Origin of the sequence: Parerythrobacter aestuarii, assembly GCF_030140925.1 — a bacterium.
Taxonomy (GTDB): Bacteria; Pseudomonadota; Alphaproteobacteria; order Sphingomonadales; family Sphingomonadaceae; genus Parerythrobacter; species Parerythrobacter aestuarii.
Window position 1 is genome coordinate 2063994 of sequence record NZ_JARBWD010000001.1, and the last position, 22089, is coordinate 2086082.

Genomic DNA, 22089 nt, shown 5'->3' on the forward strand with positions numbered 1-22089 from the left:
CTTGCGCTTAGCTAGGGGGAGAAATTCAGTCCTCCCCCGGTTGGTACTCCGTGACGCTGCCGAAATGATGCAGAAGGGCAATGTGCAGGAAGATATCGTCGGTTGCGCCGCCCAGCTCCATATCAGGTGACCACTCGTCATTGGGACGGTGATACGGCCCGCCGAGGAAGGCCTGGAAGGCTGCCTCATCTCCAAACGAGCTCGACACCAGCACAGCCGGTACATCGCGGCTGAGCAGCGCCCAGCCATCTTGCCGTCGCACGAACTGTTGGTGCTCTTCCTTCACATCGAGCTTGGCCCCGATACTGGCGATGACTTCGGAGATCCCCTTGTCGAGCGGGGTCCGCCCCCAACCAATCACTGTCGCCGCCGATCCGCGTGGAGCGATGGCGACAGTGTCCATGTTGAAAGCCGCGACAATCGTCGGCAGCGGGAATGGCGGGTCGCTGGCGAAGACCTCCGCCCCGACGAGACCCAGTTCCTCGGCGGTTGTGCCCATGACATAGAGATCGCGGTCGAGACCTCCTTCTTTCGAAATCCTGCGCGCGGTTTCCAGCATCACGCCGATGCCCGAGGCATTGTCGACTGCGCCGTTGCAAAGCCGGTCGACCGCCCCTTCCGGCCCGCAGATTCCAAGATGGTCCCAATGCGCCAACAGCAACACCGCGCCACTATCGCGCACCTTGCCGGGCAGCTTGCCGATGACATTGGCGGTTTCGGCCCGCTCGATTGTGGCACTGGCCGTTATCGACAGCGGGTTGCGATACTGCCACTCGCCATTGTCGCGACCGGTGGCGAGGCTGCGCATCGATTCGAGACTCTGCGTCAATCCTCCAGCAAAGACCCGCGATCCGGCTGGGGAGACCAGTACATAGGGCATGACTGCGGCATCGGCATCGCCTTCCAGCACCCAGCGGCCATCGCGATAGAAGCCTTGCGCACGTTCGAACTGGGCTTCGTCTTCGAACAGGATGATTATCGCATCAAAGCCGGCATCGGACAGCGAACGCGCATCGCCTGAAAAGAAGGCGTCGCCGAACACCACTGCCACCCGGCCATTCTGCGAGCCGTCTGGCGGTGCCGGAGCGCCGGGTGCGAACACCGTTATCCGGCTATCCTTGATCGACAGTTCGCTACCGGACATGCGCACCATGACGTCTGCGTCGGCAATGGATCTGCCGGACGGGAAGTTAATTGTCGCCTGGTCGGGAACGCTGCGGACCAGTGTCACCTTCTGGCGCCAATCCGGTTCACCCTCGCTATCGACGGCACCTGGCTGGAAGCCATAGCTTTGCAAGGCGTCGACGAGATATTGCTGAGTCTTGCGACCGCCCTCGGTGCCTGGCTCGCGCCCGCCATAATCTTCGCCCGAAAGCGTCTGGATATGCAGCGACAAGGCAGATTGCGCGGCCTGGAATTCTTCTTCCGCAGTGGGAACCGTCGCACAGCCGGCCAGAGCAACGCCGACAAGCGCAGCGATCGCAAATGTCGTGATCCGTTTCATACGCCCCTGCTCCAAGCCTATTCGGCGGTCCAGCCGCCATCGATGCTCCAGTTGGCACCATTGACGTTTTGCGCCTCATCCCGGCAGAGGAACACGGCCAGGGCACCTATCTCTGCCGGCTGGACGAACTTCTTGGTCGCCTGTTTCACCAGCAGCACATCGTTGATGACCTCGTCACGCGTCATGTCGCGCGCCTTCATCGTATCGGGGATCTGGTTCTCCACCAGCGGGGTCCAGACATAACCGGGGCTGATGCAATTGGCAGTGATGCCGAACTCGGCCAGCTCCAGCGCGATGGTCTTGGTAAAGCCGGCGATGCCATGCTTGCTGGCGTTGTAAGCGCTCTTGAACGGGCTCGCGACCTTGGAGTGGGCGCTGGCGGTATTGATGATCCGTCCCCACCCCTTTTCCTTCATCCCCGGCGCTGCCAGCCGCGTGGTGTGGAAAGCAGCGCTGAGGTTGAGCGCAATAATGAGGTTCCATTTGTCGACCGGGAAATCCTCGACGGGCGAGACATGCTGCATCCCGGCATTGTTGACGAGGATATCGATCGGCCCGACCTCGGCCATCATCGCTTCCACCGCTGCGACGTCGGTCAGGTCGGTTCCGAAATGTGCTGCCCCGCCGAGTTCTTCCTGCAGAGCAGCAATCTCATCCGCGTTACCGAACCCGTTGAGGATCACTTCCGCCCCCTCGGCATACATGGCCCGGGCAATTGCGAGGCCGATGCCGGAGGTCGAACCAGTGATGAGTGCACGCTTGCCTGACAGGAGCATAGGGGACCCTTTGGTTTAGACTATGGACTGCAACGCGGTTTTGCGGCCAAAGTGCCTGCTGTCCAGCCCAAACACCGGGCCAATGGCAAATGGGGAGCAGGAATGCGGCTGAATCGCTTCGATACATCGAAAATCAGGGTCCGTTCGAGCCGTGCAGGCGGGGGTGGAGGCTTTCCCGGCGGGCGCGGGGGCGGTGTCGGATGTGGCACGCTGGTGATCGTCATCATCGGCGCGCTCGTGTTCGGGGTCGATCCGGGCCAGATGCTGGGCACGATGGAAGGGATGCAGCAACAAGCCCCGGCCACACAACAAGGCAGCGGCGATCTCAGCGAAGAGCAGGTCTGCACTTCCGGCCCCTATGCACAAGAGGCATGCAACGCGCTAACTTCGCTGAACGAGACTTGGCAGCCGGTTTTCCAGCGCGCCAGGGTGCCGTTCCAGGACCCCATTCTAGATCTCTATAGAGACGGCCGCGTCTCGACCGAAGGCTGCGGCAACGCCAGCGCAGCAGCAGGTCCGTTTTATTGCCCGGCTGACCAGGGCATCTATATCGACACGAGCTTCTACGACCAACTGGCGCGCATGTCCGGGACCGGGGGCGATTTCGCCCGCTACTATGTGATCGCACATGAATACGGCCACCATATCCAGAACCTGACCGGGCTGGCCGGGCAAGTCCGCAGCCTGCAACAGCAGAACCCGCGCCGCGCCAACGAGCTTCAGGTGCGAATGGAGCTCCAGGCCGACTGCTATGCAGGTGTATGGGCGGGCAAGAACCGCAATTTGATCGAACCCGGCGATATGGAAGAAGGGCTCAAGGCCGCCAGCTCCATCGGCGACGACACCTTGCAGCGCAATGCCGGCCAACGGATCAATCCGGAAGGCTTTACCCACGGTACCAGCGCCCAGCGGATGGACGCCTTGCGGTCCGGGGTGCGGGCAGCCGATGATACGGTCTGCGACCGTTATTTCGACATGCAGTGACGGAACAAGGCAGGGGAAGGCCACGCCTCCCCCTGCCCTTCCTGCGATCAAGCTTGCGGCGTAGAGGGATCCTCGTCGCCACCCACCATGCTGGTCCAGTCGAGTTGGCGCGTGGCATACATCACTGCGGCAAGCGCGATGAACAGCAGCACCGAGCCGATCAGTAGCGACCAGGCATCTAGGCTAAGCAATACATAGAGTGTGGCGTATAGCCCGGCGAGTAGCCCGCCGATCATACTGGCCCGGCGCCATCCGCCCAATACCGCCGCGCTGTAAGCCGTCAGCAGGCCGATGATGGCGGCGCTGGCGACGAGATAGGCCAGCGTAAAGCCGATGACTTCGGCAAAGGCCAGCAAGAGCACGAAGAACAGTACCAGGCCCACGCCGGTGAGCAGATACTCGGCCGATGCCACGCGCGCACCCGCGATCACGTCGAACATGAAGAACGCCATGAAAGTGAATCCGATGAACAGGAAGCCATACTTCACTGCCCGATCTACCTGGCTGTAGAGGTCGACAGGCTCGATCAGGCGCACCGCAGCCGCCTTGGCTTGCTGTCCGCTTTCGGCCACCGGCTGGATCGAACGATCATAGGCGATATCTTCGTAGTCGCTGGCAGTCTGTATCACTGGCGGAGCCAAGTCATTGAGGTTCACAAGTGCTTCGCCCAGCGCAAGATTGGTGATGCCCTTGTATGTGGCTGAAAATCCCTCACTGGAAACATCGCTGCTGTCTGGACGGAAACTACCCACGAAGCTCGGATGCTGCCACGGCGATGTCACTGTCCATTCCGTTTCGCCGCCGCGCGGAATCAATGCGATCGAACGGCTGCCGCGCAGGCCGTAGGTCCAGTCGACCGAGAGAGGTTGCTCCCCATCCCATTCGACGGCGGTTGAAAAGCCCGAACTACGTGTGCTGGCGGGGCCATTGCCTGGATGCAGCACCAACGCCTCGCCGGCAATCGTCACCTTGGTGTCATCGGTCAGCCCACGGGGATCGGAAACACCAAACCGCAACTCGGCCTGATCAAACAGCAAGCTGGCACGCTTGACACCGCTACGATCGAGATCGTCGGGCAACGCAAAGGACGCACGCCCGCTAACGTCAGCCTTGTAGATGACCGAGCGATAGATCGAATAGCTTTTGACGCTCGGTTCCAAAGCGGTTTCCATGCTCTGTTTGGTGGGTGAGACAAAAAGTTCACGGCGCGTCGTCACAGTGCGCGTGCGGCTCTGCCCGTCGACACTTTCGGTCTGCACGGATTCTTCATTGTAGGGGATCACAAGCACCGGCCCCGCCACCAGCTGTTCGCCACCCCAGCCCGAGGTGATCGAGGCCTGTGCAGTCTCGGATTGGTGCTGCCGGTCGCTGACCAGCGCATAGACCATCAGCAGCGGTATTAGCAGCACGCCGCCGATCATGGCGGCGAAGAAGAGTTTTACGCCGGGGCTTCGGTTTCGTATCATTTCATCCTCCCTTGGTTACGATGAACCGTGCATTGAGAGCGACGAATTGAACCGCAAGTGAATACGCGATCAATGCCATGTTTATGGCAACGGCTACCTTGCGCGGGCATGAAAAAGGGCGCCCTCCGGGGTTGGAGAGCGCCCTTCTCGCTGGAGACTGGTGGCTCCGGCGGATCAGCCCTCGCGGCCGATCCGGGCAATTTCCTCGTCGATGGCCTGCAGCGCTTCAGAACGCTCCTCGGCTGAGAGGTTGCTGTCCTTTTCGATCGCGACACGCGCCGATTTGAGGCTCTTGGCAACCATCTTCATCGCATCCTTCGCCATGCCTTCGGCGCAAACCGCGATGGCGACATTGCCGCTCTTGGTCTTGACGTCAGCCTTGTGGCCGTCGGTCCCATCACAGCCGAGATGGATCATCTGCTCCTGGAACTCGCTGCCTTCTCCGAACTGCAGTTCCATGCGCTTGCCCATCTTCTCGAAATCTTTCTCGTGGAGCTTCATCTTCTCCTCGAGCATCTTTTCGAGTTCTTTTTCGTCCAGTTCCTTGCCGTCTTCGGTCTTGAACTTGAACTTGTGCACGCGGCGTTCCTCGACGCGGACCTTGCCGTCCTCGTCTCGGGTCCTGAACACGAAGACGTTGCTGTCATCGTCGTCGCCATCGCGGTTGACGATGACCTTGCGCTTCACAACCTTCTCACCGTCCTCGCCATCGCCGAAGGCGATTTCGAAATCATCATCGTCAGATGACCATGCATAGACCTTAGGTGCGTCGGGCGCATCGGCGGGCACAGGCGCTTCAGGCGCACGCGGCGGGGCCGGCGGTGCGGGTGCTTCGGGCGCATCCTGCACGGCTTCAGCATAGGAAATCGACGCTGTCAGCGGCAAAGCGAGCGCGCCGGCGAGCAGCAGCGATCGACCGGCCCAGCGGCGGCGAGTGGAAATATCGGACATTGTGAGGCTCCTCAAACGATGGATTATCGATTTGTCGCCAAGCACCGGACAGGCCATCGGAGCGGCCAGCGCGACCCGGGGGCCTGCAGCAAAACTAGCTATGGTTTGCGCATAGGTTGCGCGGATCCCGGCATCAGCAGTCCCCACGACGCGCGCATCGCACGCCGCTTCCTGGTCGCGCCGCATGGCACGCCAGCCAACCCAGCCGAGCGGGTTGAACCAGTGCAGCGCAAACAGCGGTTGCACGGCGAAATTCGCAATCAGGTCAGCGCCCTTGTGGTGGGCCAGCTCGTGCGCCAGCGCCAGGTCGCGCATCGGCCGCTCGGCCATGGCGAGGAAGCGCGGCGGCAGGGCGATGACGCGATCGTGTACCCCGAAGGCGAGCGGTGCATTGGTGGCGGGCGTCTCTACCAGGCGCACCGCCCCCAGCACCCCACCATCCAGACGACCGACTTCGCGGGCATCGGCAAGCAGCTCACGCCGCATTTCGAAATAGGCCCGGAACCGAACGATCAGGAACACCACAGCTCCGGTCAACCAGGCAGCGAGCCCCAGCGCGAGCCAGTCGATCGGCGGGTTTGCCATCGGTTCGGCCAAGACGGGAACGACCGGTTCTGCACCGGCACCCGTCAACACGTAGTACGTTTCGGACGCCGAACCGACCGCCTCGGGCGAAGGGTTCATCCAGGCCGGGAGGGTTATCGCCGGTGTCACGAGCCGCAAGAACGGCAGCGCCCATAATGCGTAGGCCGCCTGCGGGCCGAAATGGCGCGCCACTGGGCGGCGAAGAACCAGCACCAGAGCGAGCAGCACCCCTGTCCAAAGAAGAGTATCGAGGAGCCAGTCGGTCATGCCTTCAGCTCCCTCAACAGCGCTTCGATTTCAGCGATGTCACTTTCCGTCAGGGCTTCCGCTTCAGCGAGATGGGCCACCAGCGAGGCGGCCTTGCCTCCAAACAGCCGGTCAACCAGCCTCCGGCTCTCGCCCCCGACATAGTCGGCCCGAGCGATGGCCGGCGAGTAAAGGAAACGGCGACCGTCGGGCTCAGTGGCGACGGCATCCTTGGAGACGAGACGCGACAAAAGCGTCTTGACCGTGGCGAGACTCCAGTCGCGCGTTTCGCAGACCGTGTCGCATACTTCCGCAGCCGTCAGCGGGCTGCGCTGCCATAGCGCTTCCATGACCGCATGTTCAGCTTCGCTGATCTGCGGCGGCGCACCATTCCTGTCCCTGTTGTCGCTCATGCTTCAACCTCCCGACCCGAAGAAGCTCGTGAACCGGCTTCGATTACAGATGTAGGCGGAGCGATTACGTCTGTAAACATGAAGCCTATGTGAACGGCCGTTCATACTGCTTGCCAATCGTCAAACGGCGCATCAGACAGGATGAATGACATGTCGCATCTCTCTGTTCGCCCTGTCCATCCTGCTGCTCACGCCCCCAGTGAGCGCTCAGGATGCGCATGAATCACCCACTACCGACCCTGTCGAGGCGGCGCGTGACGTACCAATCATCGTCACTGCCTTGCCAAAGGAGGAAACGCGCCAATCAAACTCTGCCTCGCGCATCCCCAAGAAGCCTCGCTTCACCAACCAGAATGTCCGCAGTGAAACAGGCATCGCCGGGCTGACGCCTGGATCGGGCATGACCCCGTTTGCAGGTGAAAACCGCACCCACCGCCTGCGTACCGTTACTTGCGTCGGCGAAAGCGATGGAGAAGCGCTCGGTGAACGCGCCGCATGCCTGATATGGCGTGCGCAGGAGGATATCACTGATGGCGAGGTTGGACTGGCAAAAGACGTTTATCGCTATCTCGCCTCGTCACCCGACTTCACCCCAGCCGAACGCCTGGCCGGCGGCAATTTGCTCTATGAGCTGGGCGTGGCGAATGAAGATGACGCGCTGCGCGAAGAGGCGCTGATCCGCTTGCTCGATGCAGAGGCGTTGCAAGGGCGCGAGGCGACCAGCGCGCGACGCACGTTGGTGGCGATGGCACTCAAGCGGAAGGACAATGTGCTGACCATCGAACGGCTGGAAGATGTCGTGACGTACGATCCGCAGGATTCGCGCAGTCTGGCAAATCTCGCCGTGCTGATGCGGCAGGAAGGCCGCGACGGTGCCGAGGTCCGTATGGAGCAAGCCATTGCCGCGCGCGAAGCCAATGGCAGCAATGTGCCCAAGGGCTGGCGGGATTTCCTCAGCCTCGGCAGCTAGTCTTCGCCGTATTCCTCCGCCGACAACCGGCTCATCAGGATCGCGGCGCGCTGGGCCTGGCGGGTGAAGCTCTTCAAATCGACGCTTTCGCCGGGGGCGTGGGCACCGCTGCCATCGGGGCCGAGGCCGGCTAAGCCATCTACCAGGTCGGCGACGAAGTTGATGTCCCCTGCCCCGCGCCGCGCTGGCGGGAACACCGGCATCGGCGCCAGCCCCATGTCGGCATTCACCGCGTTGAGCCGGTCGAGCAGCGCATAGTTGCCTGCAGTCGGCGCCATCGGCGGGTAGCGCCAGGCGAAGGTGATCCGGGCCGAAGTGCCCGGTAGGCTGTCCGCAACGATCGCTTCCATCGCCGCGGCGGTACGGTCTGACTGTTCCTGCGAGATCGTGCGGATGTCACCGCGCGCCACGGCGGTCGAAGGGATGATGTTGGTCTTGCCGACAGCCTCGACCGAGAGCCCGTCCTCGGCCAGCGAAGCAGGCGTGCCAGCGGCCATCACGCCGACATTGAAGGTAAGGTTCTCCTCCGGCAGCTCCTGCCGGAAGCGGTCGAGGATGCGCGCAAGCTCGTAGGCCGCGCCATAGGGCACGCCCTCGGCGAAGATGCCCGAGCTATGGCCAGTGCCGGATTCCACTTCGAGCACCCAGGTGTTGGCCGAGCGGCGGGCGACGACGCCCATGTCCTGCCCGTCCATCACCGAGAGCCCTTCGAAATCGAGCGCGACATCGGCCCATTCGGCGGCATCGCGCAGGTCCTTGCGCGAAACTTCAAGCGGATTGCCCGCCTCTTCCTCGTCGCCGGTCAGCGCGACGATGATATTGGCGTTTTCGAGTGTCCCGGCCGCCTGCATAGCCCGCAGCGCGGCGAGGATGACGACGATCCCGCCCTTGTCATCGCCGACGCCGGGACCTGTCGCAGTGTCGCCGTCGCGGCTGAAAGTCTGGAACGATGCCTCCGGCTCGAACACGGTATCGAGGTGCGCGATCAGCAGCATCTTGGTCGTGCCCGGCTTGCCGGTGTGCCGCGCAAACAGGTGCCCCGCCCGGCCCGCTTCCGACTGGTCGATCCACTCGACCTCGAACCCAAGCGCTTCGAATTCGGGCACCAGCATGTCGGCCACGGCCTTCACGCCCTCGTGGTTATGGGTACCGCTGTTCTGCGCGACGATCTTTTCGAGCAGCGAAACATCTTGCTCGAACCCGGCCTCGACCGTTGCGAGCATGACCTGCTCGGGCGCGGAGAGCTGGGCCGACGCAGGAGCCGCCACTGCGGCCAGAATACCCGCAAGCAGCGACAATCCCGGCAGCCGCATCAATACACCCGCTTCTTCGGCTTGATGTACTCGGCGTCGTCGGTGAGCGTGTATTCGTGGACCGGGCGGTAGTCGATCTTCATCTTGCCGCCCCCAGAACCGCAAGCACCGCCGCCCCAGCCGTCGAACCAGGCGACGGTGTGCTTCATCCACTCCTTGTCGTCACGCTCGGGGTAGTCCTCATGCGCATGGGCGCCGCGCGATTCCTTGCGGTTTTCTGCCGAGGCAATCGTAACATTGGCCTGCGCCATGAGGTTGTCGAGCTCGAGTGTTTCGATGAGGTCGCTGTTCCAGATCAGCGAGCGGTCGGCGACAGAGATGTCCTCCATCCGCTTGTTGACCTTGGCCAGCAGGTCGACACCTTCGCTCAGCAGCTTGCTGTCACGGAACACGGCGGCGTGCTTCTGCATGCCCTTCTGCATTTCCTCGCGGATGCGCGCGGTAGGCGAGCCACCCTTGGCATTGCGGAAGTGATCGACACGGGCGAGCGCCAGTTCGGCGCTGTCGGCGGGGAGCGCATCATGCGCCGAGTTTGGCTTGAGGTTTTCTTTCAGGTGCAGGCCGGTCGCGCGACCGAACACCACCAAGTCGATCAGCGAGTTCGAGCCGAGGCGGTTGGCCCCGTGGACGCTGACGCAGGCCGCTTCGCCGACTGCATAGAGGCCGGGCACGACATTGTCGGGATCGTCAGCCGTCGGGTTCACTACCTGCCCGTGATAGTTACAGGGGATGCCGCCCATGTTGTAATGCACGGTCGGTGTCACCGGCAGCGGCTGGCGGGTCAGGTCGACACCGGCAAAGATCTTGCCGCTCTCGGTGATGCCCGGCAGGCGTTCAGCCAGCACCTTGGGATCGATATGATCCAGGTGCAGGTAGATGTGGTCGCCTTCCGGCCCCACGCCGCGCCCTTCGCGCATTTCCAGCGCCATCGAGCGGCTGACGACGTCGCGGCTGGCCAAGTCCTTCGCGCTCGGGGCATAGCGTTCCATGAACCGCTCGCCCTCGGAATTGGTGAGATAGCCGCCCTCGCCGCGTGCGCCCTCGGTGATGAGCACGCCCGCGCCGTAGATGCCGGTCGGGTGGAACTGCACGAATTCCATGTCCTGCAGCGGCAGTCCCGCGCGCAGCACCATGCCGCCACCGTCACCGGTGCAGGTGTGGGCCGAAGTCGCTGTATAGTAGCAACGGCCATAGCCGCCGGTCGCGAGAACCACGGCATGTGCCTTGAAGCGGTGGATGGTGCCATCATCGAGGCACATCGCGATCACGCCGCGGCACTTGCCGTTCTCCATGATCAGGTCGAGCGCGAAATACTCGATGAAGAAGTCCGCGTCATACTTGAGGCTCTGCTGGTAGAGCGCGTGCAGCATGGCGTGACCAGTGCGGTCGGCCGCAGCGCAGGTGCGCTGGACCGGAGGGCCTTCGCCCATATTCTGCATGTGGCCACCGAACGGGCGCTGGTAGATCGTGCCATCTTCGTTGCGGCTGAAGGGAACACCGGCATGCTCGAGCTCGTAGACAGCAGCGGGGGCTTCGCGCGCGAGATATTCGATCGCGTCCTGGTCACCCAGCCAGTCGGCACCCTTCACCGTGTCGTACATGTGCCACGACCAGTGATCGGGCGTGTTGTTGCCGAGCGAAGCGGCGATGCCGCCCTGTGCCGCGACGGTGTGCGAACGGGTCGGGAAAACCTTGGAGATATTGGCGGTCTTCAGACCCGCCTCGGCGGCGCCCATGGTCGCGCGCAGGCCCGAACCGCCGGCACCCACGACAACGACGTCGAAGGTGTGGTCAATAATGGTGTAAGCGGGGGTAGCTTTGTCAGCGGCGGCCATCAGAGGGCACCTCCAAGGGGATCGGCTGAACCACCGGCGGTGGCAGCAAGAACAAGGCGAACGACGCAGAAGATGGCGAACACGCCGCCACCGATGGTCGCAAGGTTGAGCAGCGCGAGCGTGGCGAACTTGGTGCCGGCTTCATGCACATAGTCCTCGACCAGCACCTGCAGGCCCAGCCGCGCGTGCCAGAACACGCTGATGATCAGCAGCACCATGGCCGCCGCCGGGATCGGCTGCGAGAGCCAGCCGGTAATCGTCTCGTAGGAAAAGTCGGGCATCAGCGCGAAGCTGGTGATCAGCCATAGCATCAGCACGAAATTGCCGATCGCAGTGAAGCGCTGGACCAGCCAGTGATGCGCCCCTTCGTGGGCCGAGCCGAGGCCGCGTACGCGGCCGATGGAAGTTCCGTTACCCATGCTGTGGGCCCCCTATTTCAGCAGGACGTAGGCCCAGAAGGCCATGGTGAGGAGGATGGCGATGATAGGCGATGCGATCGACCACATCTTGTTGGTGTCCAACTCGTAACCGGCACCGATATCGAGGACGAAGTGCCGAAGGCCGCTCATCAGGTGCGTGAAGAACGCCCAGGTCAGACCGATAAGCACGATCTTGCCAGGGATCGAAGACGCCATGAAGAGGAAGAAGTCGTAGGCTTCGGGTCCACTCGCCAGCGCGCCCAGCCACCAAAGCCCGACAGCCAATCCAACCAGCGCCATCCCGTCGCCTGTGATGCGGTGCAGGATCGAGACCAGCATATGCGGGCCCCATTTCCAAATTTGCAGGTGCGGTGAGAGTGGTCGGTTGGCCATAAATTCCTTGCCCCGAAGGTCTGTCGGTGAATCGCGCTCTCACTTAGCGGAACGAGCCGCAGGTGCAAGGACGGGCTAAATGCCGTGCACCGCCCGATTGCTGCGGTCAATGGCTTGCCATCGGTGCTCGACAGCACGTGCGGCTCGGCTATACCCTTTTGAGAATGAAAACTATTCTCCTCACAGGATCGAGCCGCGGTATCGGCGCCGCTACCCGCGAGTTGCTGGAAGCGCGCGGCGCGACAGTGATCGGCCAATCCACCAGAGGCGATGGTGAACGCGAGATCGCTGCCGATTTCACTGACCCCGGCGCCCCGGCAGAACTGTGGGAAGACGCGTTGGAGATGGCCGGCGGCAGTATCGATGTGCTCATCAACAATGCCGGTCTGTTCAAGCAAAATCCGCTCGACTCGGCCGATATCCGCTGGCTGGACGAATGGGAAGACACGCTGCGGATCAACCTCACCGCTGCTGCCCAGCTCAGCCGCTTCGCTGTGCAACACTGGCTCGAGCGTGGAGTTGAAGGCCGCATCGTCCATATCGCAAGCCGCGCCGGGCATCGCGGCGACTCGCCCGCGCACTGGCACTATGCCGCCGCCAAGGGCGGGATGCTGGCGATGCACAAGACCATCGCCCGGCAATATGCCGCGCAGGGCATCCTCAGCTACGCGGTCACCCCCGGCTTTACCGATACGGCGATGGCGGGCGATTATCTCGAAAGCCGCGGCGGCCCAGGCCTGCTCGCCGATATCCCGCTCGGGCGCGTGGCCGAGCCTGAGGAGATCGCCAACATCGCGGCGTATCTCGCACTGGAAGCCCCGCCCAGCCTCACCGGGGCGACGCTTGATGCCAATGGTGCCAGTTATGTTCGGTAACGGCTGGAAGCTCACGGCCTTTGCTCCAAAACCCGTCGTGCAGGCGGCATTGCTGGCGCATGACGAGGCGTGGGACTGGCCTGCCGACGTGGTCATTGCCGGGCGCGAAAAGGCCGAACATCTGCCCGACGAATGGGTGCTGGAATGCTGGTACCCGCACAAACCCGGGAAGGCGGATCTCGCCGCGGTCAGCGCGCTGTTCGAACAGCCGCCCGGTGCGTTCCAGGTCGAGAAACTGCCGGAGGAAGACTGGGTCACCTTGAGCCAGCAAGGAGTCGAACCGATCCACGCCGGGCGGTTCTACATTCACACGCCCGAATATCCGCCCGATCGATCTCCCGGCATCGCCGATTTCACCATTCCAGCCAGCCAGGCATTCGGAACGGGGCAGCATGAAACAACTGCCGGCTGCCTCTCCATGCTCGACCTGATGAAACGCGAGGGCGTGGTTGCGCGCAATATTGCCGATATCGGTACAGGCACCGGCCTGCTGGCGTTTGGGGCACTGGCGTTGTGGCCGCACGCGCTTGCAACCGCGAGCGATATCGATGCCGTGTGCGTGCCGGTGGTCGAGGAGAACGCTGAGACCAACGGTATTGCTATGGGTGGCGCCCGAGGCGAAGTAACCATGGTAGTAGCTGCAGGGACGGACCACCCGCTGATACATGCCCGAGCGCCCTATGACCTGGTCATCGCCAATATCTTGTCCGGCCCGCTGATCGAACTCGCCCCTGATTTCGCTGCTCATACGGCCCCAGGGGCGCATGTCCTGTTGGCAGGCCTGCTGGAGACGCAAGAAGCAAGGGTCCGCCGGGCTTATCGCCGCGCCGGCTTCCGGCTGGCCCGGCGGCTCGTAAACGGAGACTGGTCGATCCTATGGCTGCGCAAACGAAGCAGCTGGCGCTAACAGGATTCTCAAGTGGGGGAGAAGATGCCCGAATACACCACCATCACGATAGAGAAGCGCGGCGAAGTCGACTGGCTGACGCTGGACCGGCCCGAGGCGATGAACGCCATCAACCTGCAGATGGTCGGCGAACTCAACGACTATTTCGGGCGGCTTTACAATGACGGATCGGTGCGTGTGGTGGTCATGCGCGGTGCAGGCAAGGCCTATTGCGCGGGGCTCGACATAAAAGAGCGTGCGGACGATCGCGGCGAAGTTCCGTTCGGTGGCGGGTTCGGCTTCCAGGGCTACCTTGCGGATGTCTACATAAAGATGCGCCGCTGCCCGCAAGTAATCGTCTCGCTGGTGCATGGCCCGGCCTGCGGCGGGGGATTTGCCTTCGCGCTGGCTTCAGACATTCGCCTTGCGGGAGAAAGTGCGCGGATGAATTCGGCCTTCATCCGCATTGGCCTTTCCTCCTGTGACATGGGGGTCAGCTATTTCCTACCGCGCCTGGTCGGGCATTCGCTGGCCAGCGAACTCATGTTGACGGGGCGCTTCATCAACGCCGAGCGGGCTCTGGCAGCCAATCTCGTCAGCGAAGTCGTGCCCGATGCCGACTTGGATGCGGCAGGCGAACGTTGGGCAGAGGAATTGCTTGCCGCTTCGCCGATGGGCCTGAGGATGACCAAGGAGGGGCTCCAAATCGCCACCGATGCAGGCAGCCTCGAAGCGGCCATGGCGATCGAAAACCGCAACCAGCTGATGACCAGCGCCAGCCCCAACTTCCGTGAAGGCATGGGGGCATTCCTCGAAAAGCGGAAACCGAATTACACGTCCGACTGAGCATCAACGACACAGCAGGACCAGCCAGATTGCCATGGTCATCCGTCTCGCTACGAGAGGTTCAGGCCCGCTAGTTCTACTGCTTCCGGTGCATGGGGAATTCCGGCGCGAGACTAGAACCCAAAAGAAAAAGGGAAAGTACTACAAAATAGAATTTTAGGGCAATTTGCCGTAATTTCGGCAAATTTCGATGTGAAACTTCGACAAATCGCCCTCATCTTTGCTATGTAGCAACCTTGTGTACACACCTTCATCAAGAAGTTCTGTCCTCGAACTCGTTATCGAGCATGTGCTCGACACGATTTACTTCGACCTGAGTCGTTATCTCATCACCGCCGGTCTGGTGACATTGCTGCTGTGGGCGTTCGGGCGTTGGCTAGAGATTCGCCGTATTCAGAAACGGCACGCAAAGGCGGAAGACTATCGGCGCGAGTTCTTGTCTTCGCTACGCACGGTGTTCGTGTTCAGTATCACGACACTCAGCTCCTTGCTGATGCGCGAGACTGGCTTGGTCCGGTTCTCCTTCGAGACCCCTGACCTCACCATCCTCGCGCTAGAATGCATCACCATAATCATTGCCCATGATGCTTACTTCTACTGGATGCACCGGACCATCCATCACAGGCGCCTGTTTCGCACATGGCACTTGCACCACCATAAATCGCGTACGCCCACCGCATGGGCAGCCTACAGCTTCTCTGGCTGGGAAGCGGCGGCGGAGGCAGCGTTTGTCCCTTTGTTCCTGCTCGCAGCCACGACCCTGGGCGTGGAATATTCAGGGTGGGCAATATTCGTGTTCCTGTGGCACATGATTTTTCGCAATGTGATAGGACACTGCGGGGTGGAGATTTATCCCCGCTGGTGGGTCGACAGCCCGCTGACCCAGTGGTGGAACACTGTCACCCATCACGACCTCCATCACTCGAGCGGGACCTGGAATTTCGGTCTCTATTTCACCTGGTGGGACCGATGGATGGGCACCGAACATCCACGCTATCGGGAGACCTTTCGCGAAGTGACAGGACGACAAGAAGGCCGGCCCGGGCCAGAATCTGTGCCTTCGCAATAGACCGTAGGGGTACCGAGGCGGTCAGTCGTTGCGCTCTAGCCTATTCACTCATAAGCGCGTCTGCATGAAATATGACGACGCGTCCTGGCACTATGGCGGCCAGTTCCCCGCAGACCTGCCACAGGTTGCCGGGGCCACTCATATCGGCATGTACCTGGCTTGGGCGATAATGGCCGGGCTTGGGGTGGATCCGGTGGACGAAGTCGATGCGGAGGAGCTGAAGGAACTGAGCCGCTATGCCATCACGCCAGGCCGGTGGTTCCATGAGAAGCGAGACGGCATATTCTCAAGCGGCGACCTCAATGCCGAAGGCCAGGCTTTCACCCGGGCTTATTATGCGAATGAGAAGGGACCGCTCGAAGGTCCCAACACCTATTTCGCAGACTATAACGATGTCTTTCAAACCAACGAGACCTATCGCGTGACCGATCGCTGGTCGAACTTCTACCACTTGCGAGCGCGGCTCGATCCGCGACTGGCGATGTGGCGACAATTGGGGCGGCCCTGGATCAAGGACGGCGAAAGCATCACTGTGGGCGGCAAAACCTATCCACCGCCAGAGTGACTAGCTGGTAGGAGGCACGCCGAGAGCGGTATCAAGAAAATCCAGCGCGGCCCGCGTAAACGCTGCCATGTTGGCGATCCGGTCCTCGCTACCGGTTTCCGTTATATGCGTGAACTCCCCTTTTGGGCCAACCACTGCGACACAGCTGCGCCCTGCCGGTGCTCCGCTCGGGTGGCTTGAACCGCCAACCGAGCCGCTCTCGGCGATCCCCCACTCGGCACCGAAATTGTCACGGATGGCGCGAGCCTGGAGCAAGGCGTACTCTTCGCTGGCCCCGCGCATCCCTCGATAAGCCTCACGCGGCAGGTCGAACAGCACGTCGCGCGCCCGCAGCGAGTAGACCACCCCTCCCCCGACGAAGAAATCGAGTGCGCCCGGTACAGTCAGCAATGAAGCGGCGATCATCCCGCCGGTCGCGCCATCAGCGACAGCGATCTTTTCACCCCGAACACGCAGGGCAGTCGCGATACGCAGCGCCTGCGGGTGTAATTCTTCAAGCATCGGTCACATCTTCTGGCGGTAGCAGCCCTTCAGGAACCGGTTCACCCTTTGCCGCATAGTGATAGGCAACCACTGCGCGAACGATCCGGTGCATCATGTCCATCCGTTCCGGGACCGGGACACGCGTGCGCCCGATCATCACTGCGATGGTATAACGATGGCCGTCTGGCGCGGTCAGGATACCGACATCATTGTACCCTGCCTGCTCGCCGATGACACCCCGCGGGACTGTATCAAGCACCTGCCCGGTGCCGGTCTTGTGCCCAATGCTCCAGCCCGCCGGGACTCCGCCTTTGAGCCGGTTGGGACCGCTCTTCACTTTTTCCAGCAGGCCGAGGAAATGCGTTGTCGTAGCCTTCCCCAGCAATTCGCCTTTCGCCAGCCGAGCCAGTGCCGAGGCGACCGCGCGCGGGCTGGCCCCGTCAACAGGATCCTCCACATAGGCGTCGAACGCCGCCTTGCGCTCGTCTGCAGGGACCCGTTTGCGCGCCTCGAAGAAACGTTCGCCGTAAGAATAGCTTGGACGCCATTCCATCGCGGCGATCCCACTTTGCATGGCGATCTCGCCTGGACCGAACCGGATGCTGCCCAGCCGCGCTCCGGCAATCGAATCGCGCACCGCGTCGGGCCCTCCAACTCGTTTCAGCAGCAGGTCATTGGCGGTGTTATCGCTCTCCGTGATAGCCCGGCGCATGAGGTCGGCGTAGTTGGTGTGGAATGCCCCCTGCCGCAGCACGATCTGCCTGAGCGGCTGGTGGAACACCGTCAGGTCGCGCACGCCCACGCTCACTGCCTCGCCGAGATCCATGTCCCCTGCATCCACCTTTTGCAGGGCAGTCAATGTGACCCACAGTTTGCTGAGGCTTTGCTGCGGGAACAGCAGATCACCATTGAACTGGACCGTGCGCCCGCGCTCCACATCATGGATCGCCACGCCAAGATAGCCGTCAAACGGGCTGGCGATGGCGAATACGGCATCGTCGAGCGCCTTTTCCTGGGCCGTGCGCGTCGGCTTGAGAGGCGCTTGCGCGATATCCTCGATCCGCTGCTGGTAGGCGGTGGCGTCCTCGCCCTGTCCATCGCCGCATCCCGCAACCATCACCGTGGCGAGAAGGAGCAAAGGCATTGCCCGTATTTTGGCCGTTCCGATCATGGATCGCTGCGACCGAGTTCGGCGAGATAATGATAGACAGCGGATATCTCGCTGTCCGTAAACTCAGCATAACGCCGTCGCGCGACGGCGCTCATGAGTTCCAGTTTGCGTCCGCCGGCGGCCTCTCCCGTGCGCATCAGCTTGACGAAATCTGCTTCATCATAGGCCGCGACGATCCGCAGGTCGGGCCGCGCCGGAGCATCCGGGAACGGAGCATCGCTTCCCCGCAGGTCCATCCCGTGACATTCCACACACGTCGCGCGCAGGATGTGGCGACCTAATGCATGCTCCGGCCCAAGGTCGGGCGGACCCTTGCCACGCTTTCGCTCGATATCCTGGACCGAGTCGACCCATTCGCCATCGTCGATCATGCGCTGCAGCTGTGGGCCGATTGTGGGGGCAGGATGCACCTTGCCAGCCGGTTCGAGTGTCGTGAGGTAGGCCACGAGTGCATCGAGATCGCCTGCATGCATGCTGGTGAAGAGGTAGGATGGCATGTCCATCAACGCGCGGTCCGGACGCCTGCCCTCTGCTATCATTGCGCGCAGTTCTTCCGGCGGATGGCTGGCGGCACTTTGAGTCAGGTTGGCGGTCCACAGCACGCCCATGCCCGGTTCCGTCCAGTCGGCACCCGTCAGCTCGGTCTCGTGGCAGCCGGTGCAGCCAAGCACGCTGGCGAGCCGCTTGCCGTGTTCGACCGGATCGGCCGATACGCGTTCGAATTGCGGGACCTCAGCCGCCGGCTTGGGAACTGCGTCATCCTGTGCGGAGCAGGCCGAAAGCAACAAAACGACCAACCCTGCTGCTATCCTGGGCACGAACCCGCCTAACCTGCCGCCGCCACGATGTCCGCCCAGGCGGCTTCGTCGATAACTTCTATTCCAAGTTCCTGCGCCTTCTTGAGCTTGCTACCCGCGCCTGGACCGGCCACCAACAGGTCGGTCTTGGCGCTGACGCTTCCGCTCGCCTTTGCGCCCAGACGCTCGGCCTGCGCCTTGGCCTCATCGCGGCTCATGGTTTCGAGCTTTCCGGTGAAGACCACGGTCTTGCCCGCAACAGGGCTGTCGAGTGTTTCGACCTCATAGCGCGGCGGGGCGACTTCGCTCAGCAGGTCGTCCCACACAGCGCGGTTGTGCTCTTCGTGGAAGAAATCGCCCAGCGCTTCGACCACGGCACTGCCGATGCCGTCGATACTGGTGAAAAGTCCAACCGCTTCCTCATCACCTGCGCGTGCCATCTCAGCAGCCTCACGAAGCGCCGGTAACTCGTGGAAATACTTGAGCAAGTCGCGCGCGGTCACGGCCCCTACATGGCGAATGCCGAGCCCGAACAACAGCCGTGCAGCATCCGGTTCGCGCCGGTTCTCCACTGACATCAACAGGTTATCCACAGACCTGTCCTTCCACCCTTCGAGCGCCAAAATTTCATCTCGGCGTTCCTTGAGGCGGAAAATATCGGCCGGGCTTTCAAGCCAGCCCAGCGCAAAGAACTGGGCGATGGTCTTTTCGCCAAGCCCGTCGATATCGAGCGCCGCGCGGCTGACGAAATGTTTCAGCCTTTCCGTCCTTTGCGCCGGACAGATGAGGCCGCCGGTGCAACGGACATCGACTTCGCCCTCTTCGCTGACAGCCTCGCTGCCGCATTCCGGGCAATGATCCGGGAAAACGAAGGGCGCGCGCTCAAAATCCGGCGTAAGATTGCGCACCACCTGCGGGATCACATCGCCCGCGCGCTGGACCAGCACCCGGTCGCCCGGGCGCACGCCCAGCCGTTCGATCTCGTCGCGGTTGTGCAGCGTGACATTGGTCACCGTCACCCCGCCCACCAGCACCGGGGCAAGGCGCCCGACCGGGGTCAGCTTGCCCGTACGCCCGACCTGGATATCGATCGATTCCAGCGTGGTCTCGGCCTGCTCGGCGGGGAACTTGCGAGCGATCGCCCAGCGCGGTGCCTTGGCGACGAAGCCGAGCCGCTGCTGGTAGTCCAGCCTATCGACCTTGTAGACAACGCCGTCGATCTCATACGGCAGGCCGGGCCGAGCGGTGCCGATCTCGGCATAGGCCGCGAGCATGTCGTCCAGCGTCCCGCAACGGCGGAACAGCGGCGAGACCGGCAATCCCCATGCCTTGAAGCGCTCGACGATCCCGGCTTGCGTGTCCGTTGGAAGCTCCGACGCCGCGCCCCAGGCATAGGCCCAGAACCGCAGCGGGCGTCTTGCCGTGACGCTGGCATCCTTCTGCCGCAAAGACCCCGCCGCTGCATTGCGCGGATTGGCGAACTGGCGAACTTTGGCCGGGTCGAATTCCGCCCCCTTCGCCTCGGCATCGGCGCGAGCCTCCTCCATCAGCCGCTCGTTCAAGGCAGTGAATTCATCGCGTGCCATATAGACCTCGCCGCGGATCTCGAACACCTCCGGCACGTCGCCCAAGAGCTGCTGCGGGATATCGGCGATATGCGCGACGTTCGGCGTGACGTCTTCACCCACCTGCCCGTCCCCGCGCGTCGCCGCGCGCACCAGTACGCCACTTTCATACCGCAGTGAGCAAGACAGGCCGTCGATCTTGTCTTCGGCGGTGAAAGCCAGCGGCTCATCCTCGCCAAGATTGAGGTAGCGCCGCACGCGGGCGACGAATTCCTCCACTTCCTCGTCCGAGAACGCGTTGTCGAGGCTCATCATGCGAACCTCATGCGTCACTTTCCCCAGCGGCGAGGCGGCGACTTCATGCCCGACCGCCTTCGACGGACTATCTTCGCGCACGAGATGCGGGAACGCCGTCTCCAGCGCTTCGTTGCGCCGCACCAGCGCATCGAATTCCGGATCGCTGATCTCGGGCGCATCCTCGGCATGGTAGAGCCTGTTGTGATGCGCGATCTGCTTCGCCAGCCGCATCAGTTCGTTGGCGGCTTCGGCCTCATCCATGTCCACAGGGCTTCTGCCGGGGGTTTGCTCGATTCCCATGTGCTTCGCTATGCATGAGCACGGGCATGGCGAAAAGTGCCCAGTGGCGGGTCGCGCGATCTCTATGGGGGGTAACCGATGATCGACCGCTATCTGAAGATGCTTATGAGCGTGATTATCGGCGCGATGGCGCTGACTTATGTCGCGCACAACATCGCCAATCTGGAACAGGCGCATGCCTTCTTCGTCTATGTGACAAGCCACGCGGGGCAGGAAGCCTACCCGGTCACCCTGTTCCCCGTGCCGCCTGGACCGTTGGTGGTGCTGGCAATGATCCTGGTCTTTACGCTCGAGATCGCCGCCGGGGTCCTTTGCTGGTGGGGTGCCTGGAAGATGTGGCAGGCCCGCAATGCCGGGGCGGACGAGTTCAACGCCACCAAGTCTATCGCAAAGCTCGGTCTTGGCTGCGCCATCGCCAACTGGTGGGGCCTGTTCCAGGTCATCGCGGTGGCAGGATACCAGCTGTGGCAGATGCCCAATGGCGCAGGGCCGGACCATGGCTCATGGGTGTTCGGCGCTATGTCGATGCTGTCGCTGATCTACCTCAGCATGAAAGAGGATTAGGCAAGTGCCAATATCGTCGAGATCATGTTTCGGCGAGGCCTGAATCCCAATGATTTGTACAAACCGATTGCGCCTTCGTTGTGGGAATAGGAGTGCAGGTAGGAAACCTCGCCCCGCGCCCGCTGGCCTGCCATCACCCGCTTGATCAGCCGCCGGGCAAGACCCTGTCCGCGATACTCGGGCCAGGTGCATACGCCACTGACTTCGGCGAGACCGGGCGCTGGCAACATGCGCTCGCCCGCCATCGCCGCCAGCCTGCCGTCGATGCGGATGCCATAGAATTGGCCATAGCGGTGGGTGAGCGTGCCCCACGGCCCAGGCTCGGTCGCGAGCGCGATTTCGGCCATCTCGGGCGCGTCTTCTTCGGTCAGGGCGATGATGTCTGGGTCCGGTTCATCGTCCGGCGCGTCACCATCGGCGAGCATCTGCAGCAACGGCGCGACCCGTTCGACCCGTGTACCCGGCGGTGCGGGCCATTCTTCGGTCTCGACCAGCCACAACCGGTCATCCGGGCCTTGCAGCAGGCTCGCCAGCGCCGCCTGCGCCTCCTCTCCCGCATCGCGCGCCGCCGCGAAAGGCCCGTAACGCGGATCGATCCGCTTTGCAGCCTGCGGCCCCTGCGCCAGGTGCGCAAAGCGGCCGTGGAGCATGTTCCACACCTGCCGGTCGAGAGGGGAGAGGTCGGTCATGAAGTCATATTGAGATTACTGCTCGAAATACTCTAACCAAAAGCCGCTGTTGGGATCATTGATCGGCCTGTTGGTGTCCTTGCTCCAAGGCAAGATCACCTTGCGCCCCTCGTCGTCCAAGTACCGA

General features: G+C 62.4%; 22 protein-coding genes. 8 read left to right on the plus strand and 14 right to left on the minus strand.

From position 1 onward, the window contains the following. Nucleotides 1–25: 25 nt before the first annotated feature. Together QPW08_RS10085 and QPW08_RS10090 are read right to left on the minus strand one after the other, a co-directional pair. Nucleotides 26–1504 (minus strand): M28 family peptidase, encoded by a 1479-nt coding sequence (locus QPW08_RS10085; RefSeq protein ID WP_284125684.1) that lies wholly within the window; start codon nucleotides 1502–1504, stop codon nucleotides 26–28. A gap of 17 nt (nucleotides 1505–1521) precedes the next feature. Continuing rightward, entirely contained in the window at nucleotides 1522–2280 is a 759-nt protein-coding gene (locus QPW08_RS10090; RefSeq protein WP_284125685.1) for a 3-hydroxybutyrate dehydrogenase, read from the minus strand. Between the two features lie 102 nt (nucleotides 2281–2382). On the opposite strand from QPW08_RS10090, the gene ypfJ reads away from it, so the two are divergent. After that, a complete protein-coding gene (gene ypfJ, locus QPW08_RS10095) occupies nucleotides 2383–3264 on the plus strand; it encodes a KPN_02809 family neutral zinc metallopeptidase (RefSeq protein ID WP_284125686.1) in 882 nt (293 codons plus the stop codon). 47 nt (nucleotides 3265–3311) lie between these two features. Here the strand turns inward: ypfJ and creD are convergent, their stop codons facing one another. The 3 genes from creD to QPW08_RS10110 all read right to left on the minus strand — a co-directional run bounded on the left by creD (nucleotide 3312) and on the right by QPW08_RS10110 (nucleotide 6925). Beyond that, a complete protein-coding gene (creD, locus tag QPW08_RS10100; protein ID WP_284125687.1) occupies nucleotides 3312–4730 on the minus strand; it encodes a cell envelope integrity protein CreD in 1419 nt (472 codons plus the stop codon). Nucleotides 4731–4904: 174 nt separating this feature from the next. Beyond that, entirely contained in the window at nucleotides 4905–6533 is a 1629-nt protein-coding gene (locus QPW08_RS10105) for a M56 family metallopeptidase (protein WP_284125688.1), read from the minus strand. Then, nucleotides 6530–6925, minus strand: coding sequence for a BlaI/MecI/CopY family transcriptional regulator (locus QPW08_RS10110; protein WP_284125689.1), 396 nt, complete (start codon nucleotides 6923–6925; stop codon nucleotides 6530–6532). Before QPW08_RS10110 ends, QPW08_RS10105 begins: the two co-directional genes overlap by 4 nt. A gap of 145 nt (nucleotides 6926–7070) precedes the next feature. Here QPW08_RS10110 and QPW08_RS10115 point away from each other — a divergent pair, with 145 nt between their 5' ends. Further along, a complete protein-coding gene (locus QPW08_RS10115) occupies nucleotides 7071–7895 on the plus strand; it encodes a hypothetical protein (RefSeq protein ID WP_284125690.1) in 825 nt (274 codons plus the stop codon). Here QPW08_RS10115 and QPW08_RS10120 read toward each other — a convergent pair. Genes QPW08_RS10120 through sdhC form a run of 4 tightly spaced genes read right to left on the minus strand, consistent with a single transcriptional unit; the run spans nucleotide 7892 to nucleotide 11855 of the window. Further along, complete coding sequence (locus tag QPW08_RS10120; RefSeq protein ID WP_284125691.1) at nucleotides 7892–9208, minus strand: M20/M25/M40 family metallo-hydrolase; 1317 nt, start codon at nucleotides 9206–9208, stop codon at nucleotides 7892–7894. The genes QPW08_RS10115 and QPW08_RS10120 overlap by 4 nt on opposite strands. Further along, nucleotides 9208–11043, minus strand: a complete 1836-nt coding sequence (gene sdhA, locus QPW08_RS10125) for a succinate dehydrogenase flavoprotein subunit (protein WP_284125692.1) — start codon at nucleotides 11041–11043, stop codon at nucleotides 9208–9210. The genes QPW08_RS10120 and sdhA overlap by 1 nt, the downstream gene beginning before the upstream one ends. Continuing rightward, complete coding sequence (sdhD, locus tag QPW08_RS10130) at nucleotides 11043–11462, minus strand: succinate dehydrogenase, hydrophobic membrane anchor protein (RefSeq protein ID WP_284125693.1); 420 nt, start codon at nucleotides 11460–11462, stop codon at nucleotides 11043–11045. The genes sdhA and sdhD overlap by 1 nt, the downstream gene beginning before the upstream one ends. Before the next feature lie 12 nt (nucleotides 11463–11474). Continuing rightward, the gene (gene sdhC / locus QPW08_RS10135) at nucleotides 11475–11855 is read right to left on the minus strand and encodes a succinate dehydrogenase, cytochrome b556 subunit (protein WP_284125694.1); all 381 of its coding nucleotides are present in this window, start codon (nucleotides 11853–11855) and stop codon (nucleotides 11475–11477) included. Nucleotides 11856–12019: 164 nt separating this feature from the next. Here sdhC and QPW08_RS10140 point away from each other — a divergent pair, with 164 nt between their 5' ends. From QPW08_RS10140 to QPW08_RS10160, 5 genes are all read left to right on the plus strand, one after another. Next, nucleotides 12020–12730: an SDR family NAD(P)-dependent oxidoreductase gene (locus QPW08_RS10140; RefSeq protein WP_284125695.1), complete on the plus strand. Its 711-nt coding sequence runs from the start codon at nucleotides 12020–12022 to the stop codon at nucleotides 12728–12730. Then, nucleotides 12702–13637, plus strand: coding sequence for a 50S ribosomal protein L11 methyltransferase (locus tag QPW08_RS10145; protein WP_284125696.1), 936 nt, complete (start codon nucleotides 12702–12704; stop codon nucleotides 13635–13637). Before QPW08_RS10140 ends, QPW08_RS10145 begins: the two co-directional genes overlap by 29 nt. 24 nt (nucleotides 13638–13661) lie before the next feature. Next, a complete protein-coding gene (locus QPW08_RS10150) occupies nucleotides 13662–14462 on the plus strand; it encodes an enoyl-CoA hydratase/isomerase family protein (RefSeq protein ID WP_284125697.1) in 801 nt (266 codons plus the stop codon). A gap of 289 nt (nucleotides 14463–14751) precedes the next feature. Continuing rightward, nucleotides 14752–15531 carry a sterol desaturase family protein gene (locus QPW08_RS10155; RefSeq protein WP_284125698.1) on the plus strand — a complete coding sequence of 260 codons (780 nt, stop codon included), beginning with the start codon at nucleotides 14752–14754 and terminating at the stop codon, nucleotides 15529–15531. 64 nt (nucleotides 15532–15595) lie between these two features. Continuing rightward, nucleotides 15596–16096, plus strand: a complete 501-nt coding sequence (locus QPW08_RS10160) for a DUF7832 domain-containing protein (RefSeq protein WP_284125699.1) — start codon at nucleotides 15596–15598, stop codon at nucleotides 16094–16096. On the opposite strand, the gene QPW08_RS10165 is transcribed toward QPW08_RS10160, so the two are convergent. Genes QPW08_RS10165 through ligA form a run of 4 tightly spaced genes read right to left on the minus strand, consistent with a single transcriptional unit; the run spans nucleotide 16097 to nucleotide 20670 of the window. After that, complete coding sequence (locus QPW08_RS10165; protein WP_284125700.1) at nucleotides 16097–16597, minus strand: CinA family protein; 501 nt, start codon at nucleotides 16595–16597, stop codon at nucleotides 16097–16099. After that, nucleotides 16590–17723 (minus strand): serine hydrolase, encoded by a 1134-nt coding sequence (locus QPW08_RS10170; protein ID WP_284125701.1) that lies wholly within the window; start codon nucleotides 17721–17723, stop codon nucleotides 16590–16592. The genes QPW08_RS10165 and QPW08_RS10170 overlap by 8 nt, the downstream gene beginning before the upstream one ends. A gap of 23 nt (nucleotides 17724–17746) precedes the next feature. After that, nucleotides 17747–18568 carry a c-type cytochrome gene (locus QPW08_RS10175; protein ID WP_284125702.1) on the minus strand — a complete coding sequence of 274 codons (822 nt, stop codon included), beginning with the start codon at nucleotides 18566–18568 and terminating at the stop codon, nucleotides 17747–17749. Between the two features lie 8 nt (nucleotides 18569–18576). Continuing rightward, nucleotides 18577–20670, minus strand: a complete 2094-nt coding sequence (gene ligA / locus QPW08_RS10180; protein WP_284125703.1) for an NAD-dependent DNA ligase LigA — start codon at nucleotides 20668–20670, stop codon at nucleotides 18577–18579. A gap of 117 nt (nucleotides 20671–20787) precedes the next feature. Here ligA and QPW08_RS10185 point away from each other — a divergent pair, with 117 nt between their 5' ends. Continuing rightward, the gene (locus tag QPW08_RS10185) at nucleotides 20788–21273 is read left to right on the plus strand and encodes a DUF2165 family protein (protein WP_284125704.1); all 486 of its coding nucleotides are present in this window, start codon (nucleotides 20788–20790) and stop codon (nucleotides 21271–21273) included. On the opposite strand, the gene QPW08_RS10190 is transcribed toward QPW08_RS10185, so the two are convergent. Continuing rightward, complete coding sequence (locus QPW08_RS10190) at nucleotides 21270–21962, minus strand: GNAT family N-acetyltransferase (RefSeq protein WP_284125705.1); 693 nt, start codon at nucleotides 21960–21962, stop codon at nucleotides 21270–21272. The two genes, QPW08_RS10185 and QPW08_RS10190, sit on opposite strands and share 4 nt — an antisense overlap. Between the last annotated feature and the right edge of the window lie 127 nt (nucleotides 21963–22089).

Coding starts and splice junctions, on each gene's coding strand:
- sdhD (WP_284125693.1), bottom strand. CDS start 11,462: ATGGGTAACGGAACTTCCATCGGCCGCGTACGCGGCCTCGGCTCGGCC.
- QPW08_RS10190 (WP_284125705.1), bottom strand. CDS start 21,962: ATGACCGACCTCTCCCCTCTCGACCGGCAGGTGTGGAACATGCTCCAC.
- QPW08_RS10140 (WP_284125695.1), top strand. CDS start 12,020: ATGAAAACTATTCTCCTCACAGGATCGAGCCGCGGTATCGGCGCCGCT.
- QPW08_RS10085 (WP_284125684.1), bottom strand. CDS start 1,504: ATGAAACGGATCACGACATTTGCGATCGCTGCGCTTGTCGGCGTTGCT.
- ypfJ (WP_284125686.1), top strand. CDS start 2,383: ATGCGGCTGAATCGCTTCGATACATCGAAAATCAGGGTCCGTTCGAGC.
- QPW08_RS10090 (WP_284125685.1), bottom strand. CDS start 2,280: ATGCTCCTGTCAGGCAAGCGTGCACTCATCACTGGTTCGACCTCCGGC.
- ligA (WP_284125703.1), bottom strand. CDS start 20,670: ATGGATGAGGCCGAAGCCGCCAACGAACTGATGCGGCTGGCGAAGCAG.
- QPW08_RS10105 (WP_284125688.1), bottom strand. CDS start 6,533: ATGACCGACTGGCTCCTCGATACTCTTCTTTGGACAGGGGTGCTGCTC.
- QPW08_RS10185 (WP_284125704.1), top strand. CDS start 20,788: ATGATCGACCGCTATCTGAAGATGCTTATGAGCGTGATTATCGGCGCG.
- sdhA (WP_284125692.1), bottom strand. CDS start 11,043: ATGGCCGCCGCTGACAAAGCTACCCCCGCTTACACCATTATTGACCAC.
- QPW08_RS10145 (WP_284125696.1), top strand. CDS start 12,702: ATGCCAATGGTGCCAGTTATGTTCGGTAACGGCTGGAAGCTCACGGCC.
- QPW08_RS10120 (WP_284125691.1), bottom strand. CDS start 9,208: ATGCGGCTGCCGGGATTGTCGCTGCTTGCGGGTATTCTGGCCGCAGTG.
- QPW08_RS10110 (WP_284125689.1), bottom strand. CDS start 6,925: ATGAGCGACAACAGGGACAGGAATGGTGCGCCGCCGCAGATCAGCGAA.
- QPW08_RS10160 (WP_284125699.1), top strand. CDS start 15,596: ATGAAATATGACGACGCGTCCTGGCACTATGGCGGCCAGTTCCCCGCA.
- QPW08_RS10115 (WP_284125690.1), top strand. CDS start 7,071: ATGACATGTCGCATCTCTCTGTTCGCCCTGTCCATCCTGCTGCTCACG.
- QPW08_RS10150 (WP_284125697.1), top strand. CDS start 13,662: ATGCCCGAATACACCACCATCACGATAGAGAAGCGCGGCGAAGTCGAC.
- QPW08_RS10170 (WP_284125701.1), bottom strand. CDS start 17,723: ATGCCTTTGCTCCTTCTCGCCACGGTGATGGTTGCGGGATGCGGCGAT.
- sdhC (WP_284125694.1), bottom strand. CDS start 11,855: ATGGCCAACCGACCACTCTCACCGCACCTGCAAATTTGGAAATGGGGC.
- creD (WP_284125687.1), bottom strand. CDS start 4,730: ATGATACGAAACCGAAGCCCCGGCGTAAAACTCTTCTTCGCCGCCATG.
- QPW08_RS10165 (WP_284125700.1), bottom strand. CDS start 16,597: ATGCTTGAAGAATTACACCCGCAGGCGCTGCGTATCGCGACTGCCCTG.